Annotated in this window: 14 protein-coding genes; 5 read left to right on the top strand and 9 right to left on the bottom strand. The window is 72.4% G+C overall.

From position 1 onward, the window contains the following. Window positions 1-22 precede the first annotated feature (22 nt). Together ACFYZR_RS20295 and ctaD are read right to left on the bottom strand one after the other, a co-directional pair. The gene (locus ACFYZR_RS20295) at window positions 23-412 is read right to left on the bottom strand and encodes a cytochrome c oxidase subunit 4 (protein ID WP_391912116.1); all 390 of its coding nucleotides are present in this window, start codon (window positions 410-412) and stop codon (window positions 23-25) included. Continuing rightward, window positions 409-2,124, bottom strand: a complete 1,716-nt coding sequence (gene ctaD, locus ACFYZR_RS20290) for a cytochrome c oxidase subunit I (protein ID WP_391912114.1) — start codon at window positions 2,122-2,124, stop codon at window positions 409-411. Before ctaD ends, ACFYZR_RS20295 begins: the two co-directional genes overlap by 4 nt. Window positions 2,125-2,370: 246 nt before the next feature. On the opposite strand from ctaD, the gene ACFYZR_RS20285 reads away from it, so the two are divergent. The 4 genes from ACFYZR_RS20285 to ACFYZR_RS20270 all read left to right on the top strand — a co-directional run bounded on the left by ACFYZR_RS20285 (window position 2,371) and on the right by ACFYZR_RS20270 (window position 3,982). After that, window positions 2,371-2,526 (top strand): DUF6131 family protein, encoded by a 156-nt coding sequence (locus tag ACFYZR_RS20285; protein ID WP_391912112.1) that lies wholly within the window; start codon window positions 2,371-2,373, stop codon window positions 2,524-2,526. A gap of 269 nt (window positions 2,527-2,795) precedes the next feature. Next, complete coding sequence (locus tag ACFYZR_RS20280; RefSeq protein WP_391912110.1) at window positions 2,796-3,008, top strand: DUF6480 family protein; 213 nt, start codon at window positions 2,796-2,798, stop codon at window positions 3,006-3,008. 30 nt (window positions 3,009-3,038) lie between these two features. Then, window positions 3,039-3,251 carry a hypothetical protein gene (locus tag ACFYZR_RS20275; RefSeq protein ID WP_391912109.1) on the top strand — a complete coding sequence of 71 codons (213 nt, stop codon included), beginning with the start codon at window positions 3,039-3,041 and terminating at the stop codon, window positions 3,249-3,251. Window positions 3,252-3,484: 233 nt separating this feature from the next. Next, window positions 3,485-3,982, top strand: a complete 498-nt coding sequence (locus tag ACFYZR_RS20270) for a CAP domain-containing protein (RefSeq protein WP_391912107.1) — start codon at window positions 3,485-3,487, stop codon at window positions 3,980-3,982. A 3-nt stretch (window positions 3,983-3,985) separates the two neighbouring features. On the opposite strand, the gene ACFYZR_RS20265 is transcribed toward ACFYZR_RS20270, so the two are convergent. From ACFYZR_RS20265 to ACFYZR_RS20235, 7 genes are all read right to left on the bottom strand, one after another. Beyond that, window positions 3,986-6,640: a SpoIIE family protein phosphatase gene (locus ACFYZR_RS20265; protein WP_391912105.1), complete on the bottom strand. Its 2,655-nt coding sequence runs from the start codon at window positions 6,638-6,640 to the stop codon at window positions 3,986-3,988. 67 nt (window positions 6,641-6,707) lie between these two features. Then, window positions 6,708-7,811, bottom strand: a complete 1,104-nt coding sequence (locus ACFYZR_RS20260; protein WP_391912103.1) for an enolase C-terminal domain-like protein — start codon at window positions 7,809-7,811, stop codon at window positions 6,708-6,710. Next, a complete protein-coding gene (locus ACFYZR_RS20255) occupies window positions 7,808-9,835 on the bottom strand; it encodes a GMC oxidoreductase (RefSeq protein ID WP_391912101.1) in 2,028 nt (675 codons plus the stop codon). The genes ACFYZR_RS20260 and ACFYZR_RS20255 overlap by 4 nt, the downstream gene beginning before the upstream one ends. A gap of 3 nt (window positions 9,836-9,838) precedes the next feature. After that, the gene (locus tag ACFYZR_RS20250) at window positions 9,839-10,297 is read right to left on the bottom strand and encodes a hypothetical protein (protein ID WP_391912099.1); all 459 of its coding nucleotides are present in this window, start codon (window positions 10,295-10,297) and stop codon (window positions 9,839-9,841) included. Then, on the bottom strand, window positions 10,294-12,114 hold the full coding sequence (locus ACFYZR_RS20245) for a thiamine pyrophosphate-requiring protein (RefSeq protein ID WP_391912097.1): 1,821 nt from the start codon (window positions 12,112-12,114) through the stop codon (window positions 10,294-10,296). Before ACFYZR_RS20245 ends, ACFYZR_RS20250 begins: the two co-directional genes overlap by 4 nt. Before the next feature lie 160 nt (window positions 12,115-12,274). Further along, entirely contained in the window at window positions 12,275-13,699 is a 1,425-nt protein-coding gene (locus tag ACFYZR_RS20240) for a condensation domain-containing protein (protein WP_391912375.1), read from the bottom strand. Between the two features lie 28 nt (window positions 13,700-13,727). Further along, window positions 13,728-15,080: a hypothetical protein gene (locus tag ACFYZR_RS20235; protein WP_391912095.1), complete on the bottom strand. Its 1,353-nt coding sequence runs from the start codon at window positions 15,078-15,080 to the stop codon at window positions 13,728-13,730. Window positions 15,081-15,305: 225 nt separating this feature from the next. Here ACFYZR_RS20235 and ACFYZR_RS20230 point away from each other — a divergent pair, with 225 nt between their 5' ends. Then, window positions 15,306-16,145 (top strand): class I SAM-dependent methyltransferase, encoded by an 840-nt coding sequence (locus ACFYZR_RS20230; RefSeq protein WP_391912093.1) that lies wholly within the window; start codon window positions 15,306-15,308, stop codon window positions 16,143-16,145. The last annotated feature ends 19 nt before the right edge of the window (window positions 16,146-16,164 follow it).

Below are 16,164 nucleotides of genomic sequence, written 5' to 3'. Positions count from 1 at the left end.
GCACGCCCCGCCGGCACCGGTGTCAGTCGTCCGTGTCGACGAACTGGAACACCATCCCGAGGATTCCGGCCATGGTGACGGCGACTCCCATGATGAACAGCCACAGCCCGTAGACGATGCCGAGCAGCAGCAGGGCGGCGCCCAGGGCGGTGAGGGGCGGGTAGCCGCTGTGCGGCGGGAAGAAGTCCAGCGCGCCGGCCCGCTCGTGGATCCGCCCGTCGCGGCGGTCCTCCGGTCTGCCGCCCTTCCGGCGGTGGTTCACGGCGCAGAAGAAGGCGATGACCGACGCCATCAGGAAACAGACGGTCAGTGCGGCGCTGCCGGCCGGTTCCCGGGAGAGCCACATGTAGACGGCATCGGTGAGGAGGAAGAACACCGCGACACCGGCGAAGAGACAGGCCTCCGTCTTCATCGGCTCCGCCCTTCCGGCGTGCCGGGGGCCGGCTCGGCCGTGCCGCCGCCGGCCGGCAGGGCGAGGACCTCCGGGTGGTGGAGGTCGAAGGCGGGCGAGTCGGAGCGGATCCGCGGGATCGCCTCGAAGTTGTGGCGGGGCGGCGGGCAGCCGGTGGCCCACTCCAGCGAGCGCCCGTACCCCCAGGGGTCGTCGGCCTCGACCTTCGCGCCGAATCGCGCCGTCCTCCAGACGTTGTAGAGGAACGGCAGCGTGGACACGCCGAGCAGGAACGCGCCGATGGAGGAAACGGTGTTCAGGACGGTGAACCCGTCGGCCGCCAGATAGTCGGCGTAGCGGCGGGGCATGCCCATCTCGCCGAGCCAGTGCTGGACGAGGAAGGTCGTCTGGAAGCCGGTGAACAGCGTCCAGAAGTGCACTTTGCCGATGCGCTCGTCCAGCATTTTCCCGGTCAGTTTGGGCCACCAGAAGTAGAAGCCGCCGAACATGGCGAAGACGATGGTGCCGAAGAGGACGTAGTGCAGATGGGCGACGATGAAGTAGCTGTCGGTCAGCTGGAAGTCCAGGGGCGGGGAGGCGATGACCACTCCGCTGAGCCCGCCCAGCAGGAAGGTGACCATGAATCCGACCGCCCACAGCATGGGCGTCTCGAAGGAGACGCTGCCCCGCCACATGGTGCCGATCCAGTTGAAGAACTTCACACCGGTGGGGACGGCGATGAGGAAGGACATGAGCGAGAAGAACGGCAGCAGCACCGCGCCGGTGGCGAACATGTGGTGCGCCCAGACCGTCGCCGAGAGCATGGTGATGGCGATGGTCGCGCCCACCATCCCGGCGTAGCCGAAGACGGGTTTGCGGCTGAAGACCGGCACGATCTCGGTCACCACCCCGAAGAACGGCAGGGCGACGATATAGACCTCGGGGTGGCCGAAGAACCAGAACAAGTGCTGCCAGAGCAGGGCCCCGCCGTTCGCGGCGTCGAATACGTGCGCGCCGAATTTCCGGTCCGCCTCCAGCGCGAACAGGGCCGCTGTCAGCACGGGGAAGGCGGGCAGCACCAGGACCGCCGTGAGCAGGACGTTCCAGGTGAACAGCGGCATCCGGAACATGGTCATTCCGGGGGCCCGGAGGCACAGGATCGTGGCGATGAAATTGACCGAGCCCAGCGTCGTGCTCACTCCCGTCAGCACCAGGCCCATGGCCCACAGATCGGCCCCGGCGCCCGGCGAGTAGACGCCCCCGTTCAGCGGGGCGTAGGCGAACCAGCCGAAGGACGCCGCCCCTCCGGGCACGACCAGCCCGGAGACCACCATCAGCCCTCCGAAGAGGAACAGCCAGTACGTCAGCGCGTTCAGGCGGGGAAAGGCGACGTCGGGAGCGCCGATCTGCAGCGGCATGACGGCGTTGGCGAACCCCGTGAACGTCGGGGTCGCGAAGAGCAGCATCATGACGGTGCCGTGAATGGTGAACAGCTGGTTGTACTGGGAGGTGCTGAACAGCTGAAGTCCCGGCCGGGCGAGCTCCGCCCGCATCAGCATCGCCAGTACTCCTCCGAGCAGGAAGAACCCGAAGGACGTCGCCAGATACATGTTCCCGATCGTCTTGTGATCGGTCGTGGTGAGGTATTCCCTGATCCTGCCGCCCAGGCCGCCGCCCGGGCCGGAGGGGCCTTCCGGGGGCTCCAGGACGCGATCGATCTCCAGCTGCGGCATCGCCTCTCCGAGACGCTCGGCATCGGTGACCGGGTAAACGGGGCACTCCGCCGTCGGGCACGGGCGTGTCACCCGTTCGCCCCCGGTTGCGGGCACGGAGGGCGAGGAGTGAGCTGGATGCACAGGCGATTCCGTCCGTGCGGGCCTGTTCGGCGCACTCCGCCGGATATATCATGAAAATGAGGCCTTTGTCGGCCACGGGGTGGGCCGCCTCGGGCACCGTGAACCGAAACTCAGGAGATCGTCGTGATCGTCCTAGGTGTCATTCTTCTTGTCATCGGATTCGTGCTCGGCTTCCATATCTTGTGGACGATCGGCATCATCCTGCTGGTCATAGGTCTCATCCTGTGGGTCCTGGGCGCCGCGGGTCATGCCGTCGGCGGCCGGCGTCATTATTGGTAGTTGTGGAGCGGCGGCCGGCCCGTTGGGCCGGGGGACTGCCGCTCACGCTTGGCACTGGAACCCCTGGGCATACACCTCGGCGAAGGCTGCGGGGAGGGCCGGGAGGAGTCCGGCGGGGGCGCGGTCCTCGCCGTTCGGACGACCGGGTTTCACACGCCCGCGCGACCTGGCGCGCGTCCCGGCCCGCTTCGTGTGAAGGTGGGCCGAACGGGACGCCCACAGGATCCGGACCCGCACGGGCCCGTGCACCGAGGAAACGGGGCACCATCATGACCAACGATCCCGAACCCGAACGCACCCCCGGCCCGGAGCCGGGTGCCGGGGTGCCGCCCGGTGAGACCCCGCCCGGCGAGGACAGCACCGGCGGCATCGGCCCGCGCGACGACATGACACGGGGCTGGGCCAAGGGGCCGGTGTTCGTCATCGGCGCCCTGGTGCTGATCTTCGCCGTCACTGTGCTCATCTGGGCCGCGATCGTGTGACCACGGCCCCCTGTCAATGGAGTGATGGTCATGGCGGAGCGCAAGAAGCGCGACGAGGACGAGCGCGGCAAGGGAGCGGACGAGAAGGCGGCGTCGCCCGATGCCGCCCACAGGTCCCAGGAGATCACGGAGCTGGAAGAGCTGGCGATGCGCGAGGCGAGGCGGGGCACCGCCGAGTCCCTGGACCGGGCTCTCAAGGCTGTCGAGCGCGCCGCGAAGCTGAGGCGCGACAGCCAGACCTGAGCCGGCCCGCGACCACATGTGCCGCAGCCGTCGCACCGGGCGCCCTCACCGCACGCAGTCCCGCACGGGCCCCGCCTCGCGCCCCCGTCAGCGGCGGAACGCCGGTTCACCGGACCCGGAACGTCGGGAATGCTGGAACCGCCCTCACGCCGCTCCGGCCGCTTCGCCCGTCCCGTTCTCACGCTTCTCCCGCTTCTCCCGCGAAGGGCCGGCTTCGACCTCCGGGAGTCCTCGTGCGCCCTCGTCCGGCGATCCACGTCCTCGGGCCGGCCTCATTCGCCCTCGCCACCGTTGTCACCGTCGGCGGCCTCGCCCAGGCGGCACCTGCCAAGTCCGACCCCAGGACAGCAGCCCTGCGGCAGCAGGTCGTCACCCTGGCCAACGCCCGTCGTCAGGCCGCCGGTTGCGCTCCGCTGCGGCTCAGCCCCCAGCTGACCGCCGCCGCCCAGAAGCACTCCGACGACATGGCCGGGGAGCACTTCTTCAGCCACACCGGTCTCGACGGCGCGGGACCGGGGACCCGGATATCCGCCGCCGGCTATCGCTGGGACGCCTACGGGGAGAACATCGCCCGCGGCCAGGCGACCCCGGCCGCGGTGATGGACGCGTGGATGCGCAGCGCGGGCCACCGGGAGAACATCCTCGACTGCTCCTTCGAGGAGGTGGGCGTCGGTGTCAACACGACGCCCGAAGGGCCCTTCTGGACACAGGACTTCGGGAGCCGGCAGTAGCCCTCACTCCGCCGTCGGCAGGGGCTGGTCGGTCCAGATGGTCTTGCCGGTGGGGGTGTAGCGCGTGCCCCAGCGCTGGGTGATCTGGGCGATGATGTACAGGCCCCGGCCGCCCTCGTCGTCGACGGCGGCGTGGCGCAGGTGGGGCGAGGTGTGGCCGGTGTCGGAGACCTCGCAGACGAGGCTGCGGTCGCGGATCAGGCGGACGTGGACCGGTCCGCCGGCGGCGTAGCGGACGGCGTTGGTGACGAGTTCGCTGACGATCAGTTCGGTCGTGAACGACAGGTCGTCGAGCCCCCATTCGCGCAGCCGGCGGGTCGTGGCGTCCCGGGCGTCCGCGACGGACGCGGGCTCGGCGTCCAGTTCCCAGACAGCCACCTGGTGTTCGCCGAGCATCCGGGTGCGGACGAGGAGGAGGGCGGCGTCGTCGTCGACCGGCCCGGGCAGCAGGGCCGCGACGGTGCGGTCGCAGAGCTCCTCCAGGGGGCGGTCGCAGTGGGTGAGGACGCGGGTGAGGAGGCCGAGTCCGGTCTCGGTGTCATGGTCCGGGGTCTGGACGAGCCCGTCGGTGAACAGGGCGAGCAGGCTGCCGGCGGGCAGTTGGAGGTCCGTGCTCTGGAAGGGCGCGCCGCCCAGGCCCAGGGGCGGGCCCGCCGGGAGGTCCGGGTAGCTGACGGCGCCGCGGGCCGGGTCGACGACGGCGGGTGGCGAGTGTCCCGCGCGCGCCATGCTGCACCGCCCGGTCACCGGGTCGTACACCGCGTACAGGCAGGTGACCCCGAGGGCCTCGTCACGGCCGGTCCCCGGCCCGTTCCGGCCGTGGCCGCGCGCCCGTTCCTCGGCGGCCCGTTCCTCGGCGGTCTGCCCGACGACGTCGTCCAGGCGGGCGAGCAGTTCGTCCGGTGGGAGGTCGAGCCGGGCCAGGACGCGCACGCTGGTGCGCAGCCGGCCCATGGTGGCGGCGGCGCTCAGCCCGTGGCCGATGACGTCCCCGACCACCAGGCCGACCCGGGTGCTCGACAGCGGGATGACGTCGAACCAGTCGCCGCCCACCCCGGAGCGGCTGTCGGCGGGCACATAGCGGCTGGCCGTCTCGACGCCGGTCAGCGCGGGGAGGTGGTCGGGCAGCAGGCCGCGCTGGAGGCTGAGCGCGGCGGTGTGCTCCCGGGTGATGACCAGCATCAGGACGATGCCGGTCAGCAGGGCGCCGAGGCCGACGACGCTCACCCCGCCGGTCCGTCCGATGACCGGCAGGTCGAAGGAGGTGGCGCCGTAGGCCGGGTCGGCGTAGACGTCGAAGGCCGCGTAGCAGAACAGGCAGAGCATCATGAGCCCGCCGAGCCCGGGGAGCACCCCCTTGTACAGGAGGTCCCGTGGGCTGCGGGTGAGCAGTGCGCGGTAGTGCCAGACGCAGGCGAAGCCGGTGAGGCCGTAGTAGAACGCGATGGCGAGGCCGACGGCCTTGATGGAGTCGGCGAGGACGTCGCCGCTGATGACGGTCAGCAGGGCGAAGAATCCGATGGAGACCACGCCCACGCCGACGGTCGACCAGGTCGGGGTGAGGAACCTCTGGTGCACCCGGGCGAAGCGTGAGGGGCAGGCCTTGTGGGCGGCCATGGAGAAGACGGTGCGGGCCAGGGGCAGGATCGTGGTCTGGGTGGAGGCGACCGCCGAGGTCAGCACGGTGAAGATGAGCAGTTTGGTGAGGAACCAGCCGGTGCCCCGGGTGCCGAAGACGGCGCCGCCCAGGCCGGAGAGGACGTCGCCGGAGTTGGCCTTGTTGCCCAGGCCGGTGCCGTCGGCGCCGATCCCGGCGAAGGCCTGCGCCGAGGTCGCCACCAGGGCGTAGACGACGAGGAGGAGCACGGTGGAGACGACCGCCGCCCGCCCGGGGGTGCTCCTGCTGTCGGCGGTCTCCTCGTTGACCGCGACGGCGGTGTCCCAGCCCCAGTAGATGAAGACCGCGGCGAGGATGCCCTCGGTCAGGGCCTTGGCGGAGGGGACGTGGAGGGGGTTGAACCAGGAGGCGGAGACGGGGAGCGACGTCGGCGGGGCGCCGGTGCCGTAGACCCTGACCAGGGCGGTGACCGCGAACAGGGCCAGCACCAGGACCTCGACGCACACCATCCAGCACTGGAGGACGGCCGACACCTGGATGCCCACGTAGCAGACGGCGGTCGTCACGGCGATCCAGGCGATCCCGGCGACGGTGGTCCACAGCCGGCTTCCGGCGAGCGAGTCGTACCCGAGCAGCCGGAAGCCGTAGATGCCGGCGATCTCCGCGAGGTTCGCCATGGCGATGATGTCGGCGACGATGATGCCCCAGCCGCCCATCCAGCCGACGCGCGGGCCGAAGGCGCGGGAGGCCCAGGTGAAGGTGGTCCCGCAGTCGGCGTCGGTCGCGTTGAGCTCCCGGAAGGCGTACGCGATCAGCAGCATCGGGACGAAGGCCAGCATGGTGATGACCGGGGCCTGGAGGCCGACGCCGGCCACGATCAGGCCGAGGGTGGCTGCCAGGCTGTACGCCGGAGCGGTGGAGGCCATGCCCATGGCGACCGAGGAGAACAGCCCCAGGGCACCGGCCCGCAGCCCCTTCGTGCCGGCCCCGGGGCCGGGCGCGAGCGGCGCGGCGGGCTCGGCCGAGGCCGTCTCGTGCATGTGTCTGCCCTTTTCTCGCGAGGTGGGTCGGAGTCCGTCGGGATACGCGCTGTCACGCGCGGTGGGGTCAGCGGACGCGGTACGGGCCGGCCCGGTCGTTCCGCAGCGTCAGGCCGTGACCGGGGGTGCCGTCCTCGCCGGGGTGGATGACGCCTCCCGCCGGGTCGAGGGTCCCGTCGAAGAACAGGTTCTCGATCCGGACGTGGTCGTGGAACCACTCCACGTGCCGCAGGTTGGGCACGGCGGCCGCCATGTGGGCGTGGACGTGGGGGGCACAGTGCGCCGACAGGTGGAGTCCGCGGGCCTCCGCCAGGGCGGCGGCGCGCAGCCAGACGGTGAGGCCGCCGCAGCGGGTCGCGTCGGCCTGGAGGCAGTCCACGGCTCCGGCGGCCGGCATTCCGCCGAAGTACGGCAGGGAGTGGCCGTATTCGCCGGCCGCCACGTCGAGGGCTGTCGCGGCGCGGACGAGGGCCAGGCCGGGGAGGTCGTCGGAGGAGACCGGTTCCTCGAACCAGGTGACGCCGTGGTCGTCGAGGTACCGGGCGACGCGGACGGCCTGTTTGCGGGTGTAGGCGCCGTTGGCGTCGACGTAGAGCTCCACCGCGTCCCCGATGCTCCCGCGTGCGCGGGCGACGCGGTGCCGGTCGCGGTCCTCCCCCCGGCCGCGGTCCTCACCGATCTTGATCTTGACGCGCGGGATGCCCGATTCCGAGGCCCAGAGCCGGAGCTGGCGGTCCTGCCGCTCGTCGTCGTACGTGGTGAAGCCGCCGCTGCCGTAGACGGGCACCCGCGCCCGGTGGGCGCCGAGGAGCCGTACGAGGGGCAGGTCCAGCAGCCGGGCCTTGAGGTCCCACAGGGCGATGTCCACGGCGGAGATCGCGCCCGCGACCAGCCCCGGCCGGCCCGTGTTGCGCACCGCCCGGCTCATCACCTCCTGCGCGGCGGGGATGTCCCAGGCGCTGTGGCCGGTGAGGAGCGGGGCGAGCTCGGCGGCGATCACGTCGGCCGTGGCCGGCGCGCCGTAGGTGTAGCCGAGGCCGGTGGTGCCGCCGGAGCGGACGGTGGCGAGGACGAGTGTCGTCGAGTTCCAGGCCAGGGTTCCGTCGGCTTCCGGCCCGTCCGTGGGGACGGTGCAGACGGCGGTCTCCACACCACTCACCGCCGGGGTCATGACCTGTCCCCCACCGGGGAGCGGAGGCCCGCGCGCGCCCCGGCGGCCAGCCTTCCGGCAGCGCGGTCCACAAGCGCCATGATGGTCAGCGCGGGATTGGCGCTGCCCTGGGTGGGCAGCACGATGCCGTCCGTGAGGAGCAGATTGGGCACGGCGAAGGTGCGCAGGTCCGCGTCCACGACACCGTGTTCCGCGTCGCGCGCCATGCGGCAGCCCCCGACGAGGTGGGCGTACCGGTTGATGGTCATCACTTCGCTCGCCCCGGCGGCCCGCAGGATGCCCTCCATCACCGCCTCCGCCGCTTTGATCACCTGCTTGTCGTTCTCGTACTGGCTGTAGCTGAAGTGGGCCACCGGCAGCCCGTAACGGTCCTTCTCCCCGGCGAGGGTGACGCGGTTGCCGGGCAGCGGCAGCAGCTCGCACAGGGCGCCGAGGGGGGCCCAGTGGACGTAGTCGCGCATGTGGCGGCGCAGGTCCTCGCCCCAGTGGCCCTGCGCCGCCACATGCTCGGCCCAGACGATGGGCAGGGGCGAGACGTTCTGGACGGAGAAGCCCCGCCGGTAGGGCCGGTCGGACCGGGTCTCGTAGAACTCCTCGCTGGTGACCTCGGGCGGTGGCGCCTTGTAGGGCCGCACCTCCTGCGTGAACCGGCCCGAGGTCTGGGGCGCGCCCTGCACCATCACATAGCGGCCGACGAGGTCGTGGTCGTTGCACAGGCCGTCGGGGAAGCGGCGGCCGGTGGAGTTCAGCAGCAGGCGTGGCGTCTCGATCGAGTATCCGGCGACGGCGACCGTACGGGCGTGCTGGAAGCGCTCGCGGCCCTCGCGGACGTACCGGACGCCGGTGGCCAGGCGGCCCCGGTCGTCCAGTTCGACGCCGGTGACCATGCACTGGGCGCGGATCTCGGCGCCGTGGGCGAGGGCGTCGGGTACATGGGTGATCAGGGTGGACGCCTTGGCGTTGACCTTGCAGCCCTGGAGGCAGAAGCCGCGGTAGACGCAGTGGGGACGGTTGCCGAAGCGGCCGTTGGTGATGGCGACCGGCCCCACCCGGGCCTCGATGCCCAGGGCGGCGGCGCCGCGCAGGAACACCTCGCCGTTGCCGCCCACGGGGTGCGGCGCGTGCGGGTAGGGGTGGGGGTCGCCCCAGGGCCAGTACTGTCCGGCCACCGGGAGCTCCTGCTCGATCCGCTCGTAGGAGGCCCGTAGGTCGGTGTAGGCCAGCGGCCAGTCGGCGCCCACGCCGTCCTCGGTGTACGTCCGGAAGTCGGAGGGGTGGAACCTGGGGGCGTAGCCGGCGAAGTGGACGGTCGAGCCGCCCACGCCGCAGCCGACGACGAGGTCCACCTCGTCGCGGTCGTCGAAGCGCCGCATGCCGTCGACGAGTTCGCGGTCGAAGCGGGCGTCGCCGCGCGGGAGCAGCCAGGCGGAGGCGTTACGCTCGCGCACCCGGCCCAGGGGGGAGGCGCTCTGCCGGAAGCCGATCTCGTTCCAGGCCCAGGGGTGGGAGTAGAAGGCGGTGACCGTGTAGCGCGTCCACAGCCCCCATACATGACCCGCCGTCAGATCGCGCCAGCGGTCCGGGCCCCTGTCGCGGACGGCCTCGATCAGACGGGCCTGCCGCTCCCGTGACAGCTCGGCGAAAGGGGCGTCGTCCCAATCGCGCGCGTCGTCGTCGAGGGCGCGCAGCGAGAGCCGCCACGCCGTGTCGTCCTCGGGCATGTTCTCGAACCGCCACCCGTCGGTCTGCCGCTCGGCGAGCCGTGCGTCGATCATCTCCAGCACCGGCACCCTCGGGTCGTCCCACTGGGCCAGCAGATGGTCGAAGAGCACGGTGGCCACGGCTTCCTCGGCGAGGGTGAAGAACCGCGACTCGGGCTGCCGGGCCGTGCGGGCGTGGACGACGGCCGAGGTCGTGGCGTCCCAGGTGCCGGCCTGCGCGAGGACGTCGTAGCCGGCGAACCGGGAGGGGCGACGGCCCGGAGTCGTCGCCGACGGGCCCCCGCGCCCTCCCTCGCGCGCCACGGGTCATCGCTCCCTGCGCAGCAGCGCGGCCAGCAGCCCCATGCCGCCGACCATGGTCACCAGCAGCGGGGCGAACAGCGGCGGGCCCGTCTCGATGTTGTAGCGGGCCAGTGACCAGCCGCCGGGCTTCTGGGCGATGCCCCGTACGTGGAGGTACGTGCCCTGGAGGCCGTTGGCGGCGATGGCCGCCGAGGCGAGCGGCAGCGCGGTGCGCGCCATCCGTTCGCTCAGGAACCCGGCGACGCCGGCGGCCGCCCCGACCGGGCCCAGCGCCACCGGCCACCACATCACACGGTTGCCGAAGCTCGCCCGGTCGTGTTCCAGGTAGATCTCCGCGGCGGTGAGGAGCGAGCCCGCCGCCGTCAGCAGGGACAGGGAGCGTTCGAAGCGGCCGTGGCGGACGTCGCGCACCATCCGGGCCGGTTCGAACGGGTTCCGGGAGCCCCGCGCACGCGGCGTCACGGCCCCTCCCCCGCCCCGGGCGCCCGGTGCTTGGAGCCGCCGGGCAGCATCTCCTGGATCTTCGCCTTGAACCCCTGCCGCACCATGGCGCCGCGGTCGCTGTCGCCCTTGACGACGGAGGCCGCCGCGGCCTCGATCTGGTCGAGGGTGGCGTGCGGCGGGATGGGCGGTACGGCCGGGTCGGTGCGGAAGTCGATGACGAAGGGCGTCTCGGCGGCGAGCGCCCGCTCCCACGCGCCGATGACCCCGTCCGGCTTCTCGACGCGCACGCCGTCGAGGCCGAAGGAGCGGGCCACGTCCGCGTAGGGCACGTCCGGGAGGGCCTGCGAGGGCAGGAACTGCGGGGCGCCGGACATGGCCCGCATCTCCCAGGTGACCTGGTTGAGGTCGTGGTTGTTCAGGACGGCGACGACCAGCCGGGGGTCCTGCCACTCGCGGTGGTACTTGCCGACCGTGATCAGTTCGGCCAGGCCGTTCATCTGCATGGCGCCGTCGCCCACCAGCGCGATGACGGGCCGGTCGGGGTGGGCGAACTTGGCACCGATCGCGTAGGGCACCCCCGGTCCCATCGTCGCCAGCGTGCCGGAGAGCGAGCCGCGCATGGTCCCGCGCATCCGCAGGTGCCGGGCGTACCAGTTGGCCGCCGACCCCGAGTCCGCCGTGATGATCGCGTCGTGGGGCAGCAGGCCGTCCAGGGCGTGGACGACGTACTCGGGGTTGACGGGATCCGCGTCGACCGCGGCGCGCCGTTCCATCACCTCCCACCAGCGGGCGGTGCCCTTCTCGATGCCGTGCCGCCAGCCGCCGTGCTTCTTCGGCTTCAGCCGGGGCAGCAGCCGGGTGAGCGTCTCGCGGGCGTCGCCGACGAGGTTGACCTCGAAGGGGTAGCGCAGCCCCACCATGAACGGGTCGATGTCGATCTGCACCGCCCGCGCCTGCCCGAACTCCGGCAGGAACTGGGTGTAGGGGAAGTTCGAGCCGACGACGACGAGCGTGTCGCAGTCGCGCATCATCTCGTACGAGGGCCGGGTGCCCAGCAGCCCGATCGCGCCGGTCACATACGGCAGGTCGTCGGGCAGCACGTCCTTGCCCAGCAGCGCCTTGGCCACGCCCGCGCCGAGGACGTCGGCGAGCCGCTCGATCTCCGGCCGGGCGGCCCGGGCGCCCTGGCCCACGAGGATCGCCACCTTCTCGCCGTCGTTCATCAACTCGGCGGCCCGGGCGATCTCCTCGTCCGCCGGCACCGGCGCGTACGCGGGAGCCCCCAGGCTGGAGGGCACCATCTTGAACGCGTGCGTCGGCGGGGAGTAGTCCAGCTCCTGGACGTCCGCCGGAATGATCAGGGCGGTCACGGTCCGTTTGGCCCGCGCCGTGCGCAGCGCCCGGTCCAGGACGTTGGGCAGCTGTTCCGGGACCGTCACCACCTCGCAGAAGTCCGAGGCGACGTCCTTGAAGAGCGTGTGGAGGTCGACCTCCTGCTGGTAGGAGCCGCCCATGGCGCTGCGGTTGGTCTGGCCGACGATCGCGACCACGGGCACGTGGTCGAGTTTGGCGTCGTAGAGCCCGTTGAGCAGGTGGATGGCGCCCGGCCCGGAGGTGGCCGCGCACACCCCCACCTCGCCGGAGAACTTCGCGTAGCCGACGGCCGCGAAGGCCGCCATCTCCTCGTGGCGCGCCTGGATGAAGCGGGGCTGGTCGTCGGCGCGGCCCCACGCGGCCAGCAGCCCGTTGATCCCGTCACCCGGATAGGCGAAAACCCGCTGGACACCCCATTCGCGCAGGCGTTGGAGGAGGTGGTCGGACACCTTGGCGGACATGGTTCTCCCTTCGGGCGTGCTCGTGCGGGCCTCACCGGGGACTCCCCGGGAGAATCGCTCCCACCTCCGCCTCCCGGACTCACCGTGGCACCGGGCGTACGCGTGCGCAGGGAGAGCGCCGCCGATCGGGTCAGCGGGCTCCTGCCCTACGGGACCGGATTCACGCCCCCTCCACCACCCGCCGTCCGGTGCCGGGGCCCAGCCGGCCGGGGCCGCGCGGCGAGCCGGCCGCCGCGGTGAGCATGATCTCCCTGACCCGGTCCAGGTACTTCGGCACGCCCGCCGCGGCCTGCGGGGTGTCCGGCATGCTGACCACCAGGTCGGCCCGGTCGGGGAACCAGTTCAGCCACAACGACACCCCGCCGGCGTTGTCGGGCCCGGTCAGGACCGTCGCGTCGGCGGCCAGGTAGTCCCGCGCGCCCGGCGCGGACCGTCCGTCCAAATAGGACGCCATGGGCGGGATGTCGGGGACGTCACCGTCTTCGAGAAGCAGTTCGAGCGCCCGGTGCAGCGGGACGTCGTATCCTTCGCGGGCCCGCTGGAAGCCCTGCTGCGCGACGGTGATCGTGCCGGCGAGGGTCGGCGAGGCGGGCAACCGGAACAGCAAGGGCACGAGGTTGACGAGCCAGCCGTGCGCGCGGAGCAGCCGGGGGTAGGCCCTGGTCGACACGGCGGTGAGCACGCGGTAGACGTCGTTGCCGGTGAACTCCCACTGCGCGAGGGCCAGTGCGGCGAAGAAGCCCGCGCCCAGTCCGCCGCCGTGCCGGGCGCAATGGGCGCGGAAGGCGCGTGCCTCGTCACCGGTGAACACCGGGTACTCGAGGCGGGTGCCGGCCAGCAGCTCCCCGGTGTCGTTGCCCAGTTCGACGGGGAAGGCGGGGAAGCCGCCGTCCTTCACGGCCAGGAACTCCGACCACGCGGCGAGCTCCGGCGAGGCCTTCGTGAGTGAGTCGGAGCGTCGCCGCTCACGACGGTTGAGGTCCAGATACCCGGGTGCCGGCGGCAGGTCGGCCGGGGCGCCGGTACGGGCGGCGTGGTAGCGGGCGCGAAGCTCGTGGAACAGCAGCGCCAGGGAGTGGCCGTCGGTGTAGGCGTGGTCGATCGCGAAATACACCGTGGACGCCGTGTCCCGGCGGATCACTCCCGCCAGCATGCCCAGCCGGCCCGCCGAGGTCCGCTCGTCGATCCGCCGGTGGAGACGGGCGCGGAGATCGTCCCCGCGGGTGAAGTCGCCCACGCGCACGGGGCGCACCGTGAGGGACTCGGGCGGTATCCGGAACCCGGTCAGGTCCTCGGCCCCGGGCCCGCCGGGCTCGTACCAGGTGTGGAACGCCTCGTGCCGGCGCACGAGCCCTTGCCAGGCCTCGGCGAGCGCGTCGGGATCGGCCCGGCCCTCCAGGTCGAACGCCATGGCCACCCAGGGCGACTGACGCCGTCCGGCGGCGCGGTTGGCGGCCGCCAGCCGAAGGTGCGCCCGCTGGAAGTGCGACGCGGGGACGTCGTGCGGTACGGGCGCCCGGTCGGTGACCGGCTCGAACTCCACCACTTCGCCCGGCCGGGGCCGCCAGTCGAGGATCTCGGTCATACGCACAGGGGATCTCCTTCTCCAAGGACTAGGCGGGCGCGGGTACGGCCTCGGCCGGCCTGCGGCCTTCGGCGGCGCGGGTGGCGGCGTGCGCGGCGGCCCGTACGAAGCGTCCGACGTTCGCGCGCGCGACGGCCGTGTCGGGGAAGCGCGCCGACAGGTGCACGCCGCGATCGCTCCGGGTCAGCCACACGTACACCTCGGCCGGGCCGTGGATCCGGCTGCGCAGCATCGTGTCCCCCGGCAGGGGCGGGGTGCCCGTCACACGGCGCACGTCGAGATAGGACACGACGAAGCGGGGGTGGATCTCCCGGCGCAGTATCCGGCTGAGGTGGGGCAGCGAACTGCCCGGTCCCGGCCCGCGCCGGCGCAGTTCGGCGGCGGCGTGGGCGACCGTGTCGGCGAAGGCCGCCCCGGGAGCCGCCGGGATCCGCACCGGGTGGAGGCCGACGAACCAGCCCGGGGCCGTACGCCACCGGTCGGGCCGGGCGTTGGCGAGGCCGACCACGGACAGGTGCCGTTCCCCCGCGACCCGCGCGGCGGCGAGCGCGAGGCAGGCGAGCAGCCCGGCGGCGGTCGTGCCGCCGCCCTCGCGGGACGCGGCGGCGAACCTGCCGGCCGCCGGAGCGTCGAGCAGCCAGCGATAGGCACTGCGCTGCGCGTCCGGCGCCTCGGACGCGCCGAGGGGCAGGGGGAAGGCGGGCGTCCCACCACGGGCGTCACCGAGCAGGGTCCGCCAGGGAGCCGTGTGTTCGGGCCCGGCCGGCAGTCGGCCGACCAGGCTCCGCTCCTCGGCCCCGAAGTCCAGGAAGGTCGGCCCGGGGGCGTCCCCGGCGCGGCCGGCCAGGGCGTCGCGGATCTGTCCCGGGACCATGGCGAGCGTATAGCCGTCCATGACGCCGTGATCCGCCCCGGCGAACACCGTCGTACCGCCCGCGTCCTCGACCGTCGCGAAGACCACCTGCGGCCAGCCCAGCGGATCGGCCCTCCGGTCGAAGAAGGCCTCGATCTGCCGCCGGACCGAGGCGCCGTCGGCGAAGACGCCGACCTCCTCCTGTCGCAGCGTGACGGCGCCCGCCGGGAGCGTACGGCGCGCACAGCGCCCGGGGGTCGGCACCAGATGGCTGCGCAGGTGCTCGTGCCCGCGCAGCCAGGCCGCGAACGCGGCACCGACCCGCTGCCAGCCGGCCCGGCCCACGCCGAACGACACCCCGATCCAGGCCGGGTCCCTGTGCCCCGGCCCCCGGGCGGCCGCCGTACGCACATGGTGCTCGTGGACGAGCGCGGGCGCCCGGGGGTCGTCGGCCCAGGCGGAGGCCGGGGCGGTCGGCGTCCAGAACACCAGCCGGCCGGCGGGAACCGTGCTGTCGCCCAATTCCATGAATTCCAATTCGCTCCTCCATAAATCCCCGGTGCGGCCTGCGGAAGCTATCCGGGCGCGATGAAACAAAGATGAAGAAGCGATGTTTTCGCTGATCACGAAGGCTGGGCCGCCGACCCGGGGAAGGCTTTCCCTTGTTGCCCGTCAAAGGCGCTGCTAGCGTCTGCCCCCGTCATTCGATCCGCACCGCGGCATTTTCCGGCCGCACCGACGGAGGGTCAATTCATGAATGCACGAGCGGACACCGGGCCCGCCCCGTTCACGGGCGACGCGCAACCGCCTTCGGATTACGCCGCGCTGCGCCGCGACCCGGAATACGCCGAGCTGAACCGCGCGCTGCTCGACCTGGTCCCGGCCGGCTCCGCACCGGCCGTCCTCGACGTGGGGTGCGGGGACGGGGCCGTCAGCGAGCAATTGCTGCTGCGCGACCCGGCCATGGCCCTGACCGGCGTCGACCCCGACCCGGCGCTGCTCGACGCGGCGCGGGCCCGGCTGGGCGACCGGGCCCGGTTCGCCGAGGGGGACGCGTCCTCCGTCTCCCACCTGTTCCCGCCGGACGTCTTCGACGTCGTCGTGCTGGCCAACTGTGTCCATCTCGTCCCGGACCTCACCGAGGCGCTCGACGCGATCGGGCGGGTCCTGGCCGGCGGCGGGCGTCTGGTGTTCAACTCGGCGTTCTACTCGGGCGCGGAGTCCCCGTCCGATCTGCCGCGGTACGCCGAGCTGGTCGGCACGGCCCGCGACACCGCCCGCAAGCGCGGGCTCCCGCCGGCCCGCTCGGTCGCCGGCCGGCCCCCGGGGCTGCGCAGGACCGCCGAGGACTACCAGGCCGCGCTCGCGGCGGCCGGATTCACCGATGTCGTCACCGACGAGCGGGCGTTCACCCTCGGCCCGCGCTTTCTCACCGCGTTGTGCTCGACCCCGATGTTCGCCACCGCCGCGTTACCCGGGGTAGCGCGGCACACCGCCGCGGAACTGCTCACCGAAACGCTGCGAGAACTGTACGAGCGCACCCCGTTCACCATCACGCGGCGCTGCGTCTACTTCTCCGCCACCCGGCCGTGAAACAGCCCCGAAAGGAATT

This window comes from Streptomyces sp. NPDC001678 (assembly GCF_042892945.1).
In the GTDB taxonomy this organism is placed as follows: Bacteria; Actinomycetota; Actinomycetes; order Streptomycetales; family Streptomycetaceae; genus Streptomyces.
The sequence above is the reverse complement of the archived record's forward strand: the minus strand, read 5'-3'. Positions and strand labels throughout refer to the sequence as shown.

Excerpts from the sequence above, each read along its gene's own strand:
- ACFYZR_RS20235 (WP_391912095.1), bottom strand. The coding sequence starts at position 15,080 with ATGGAATTGGGCGACAGCACGGTTCCCGCCGGCCGGCTGGTGTTCTGG.
- ACFYZR_RS20260 (WP_391912103.1), bottom strand. The coding sequence starts at position 7,811 with ATGACCCCGGCGGTGAGTGGTGTGGAGACCGCCGTCTGCACCGTCCCC.
- ACFYZR_RS20275 (WP_391912109.1), top strand. The coding sequence starts at position 3,039 with ATGGCGGAGCGCAAGAAGCGCGACGAGGACGAGCGCGGCAAGGGAGCG.
- ctaD (WP_391912114.1), bottom strand. The coding sequence starts at position 2,124 with ATGCCGCAGCTGGAGATCGATCGCGTCCTGGAGCCCCCGGAAGGCCCC.
- ACFYZR_RS20245 (WP_391912097.1), bottom strand. The coding sequence starts at position 12,114 with ATGTCCGCCAAGGTGTCCGACCACCTCCTCCAACGCCTGCGCGAATGG.
- ACFYZR_RS20265 (WP_391912105.1), bottom strand. The coding sequence starts at position 6,640 with ATGCACGAGACGGCCTCGGCCGAGCCCGCCGCGCCGCTCGCGCCCGGC.
- ACFYZR_RS20295 (WP_391912116.1), bottom strand. The coding sequence starts at position 412 with ATGAAGACGGAGGCCTGTCTCTTCGCCGGTGTCGCGGTGTTCTTCCTC.
- ACFYZR_RS20280 (WP_391912110.1), top strand. The coding sequence starts at position 2,796 with ATGACCAACGATCCCGAACCCGAACGCACCCCCGGCCCGGAGCCGGGT.
- ACFYZR_RS20230 (WP_391912093.1), top strand. The coding sequence starts at position 15,306 with ATGAATGCACGAGCGGACACCGGGCCCGCCCCGTTCACGGGCGACGCG.
- ACFYZR_RS20240 (WP_391912375.1), bottom strand. The coding sequence starts at position 13,699 with ATGACCGAGATCCTCGACTGGCGGCCCCGGCCGGGCGAAGTGGTGGAG.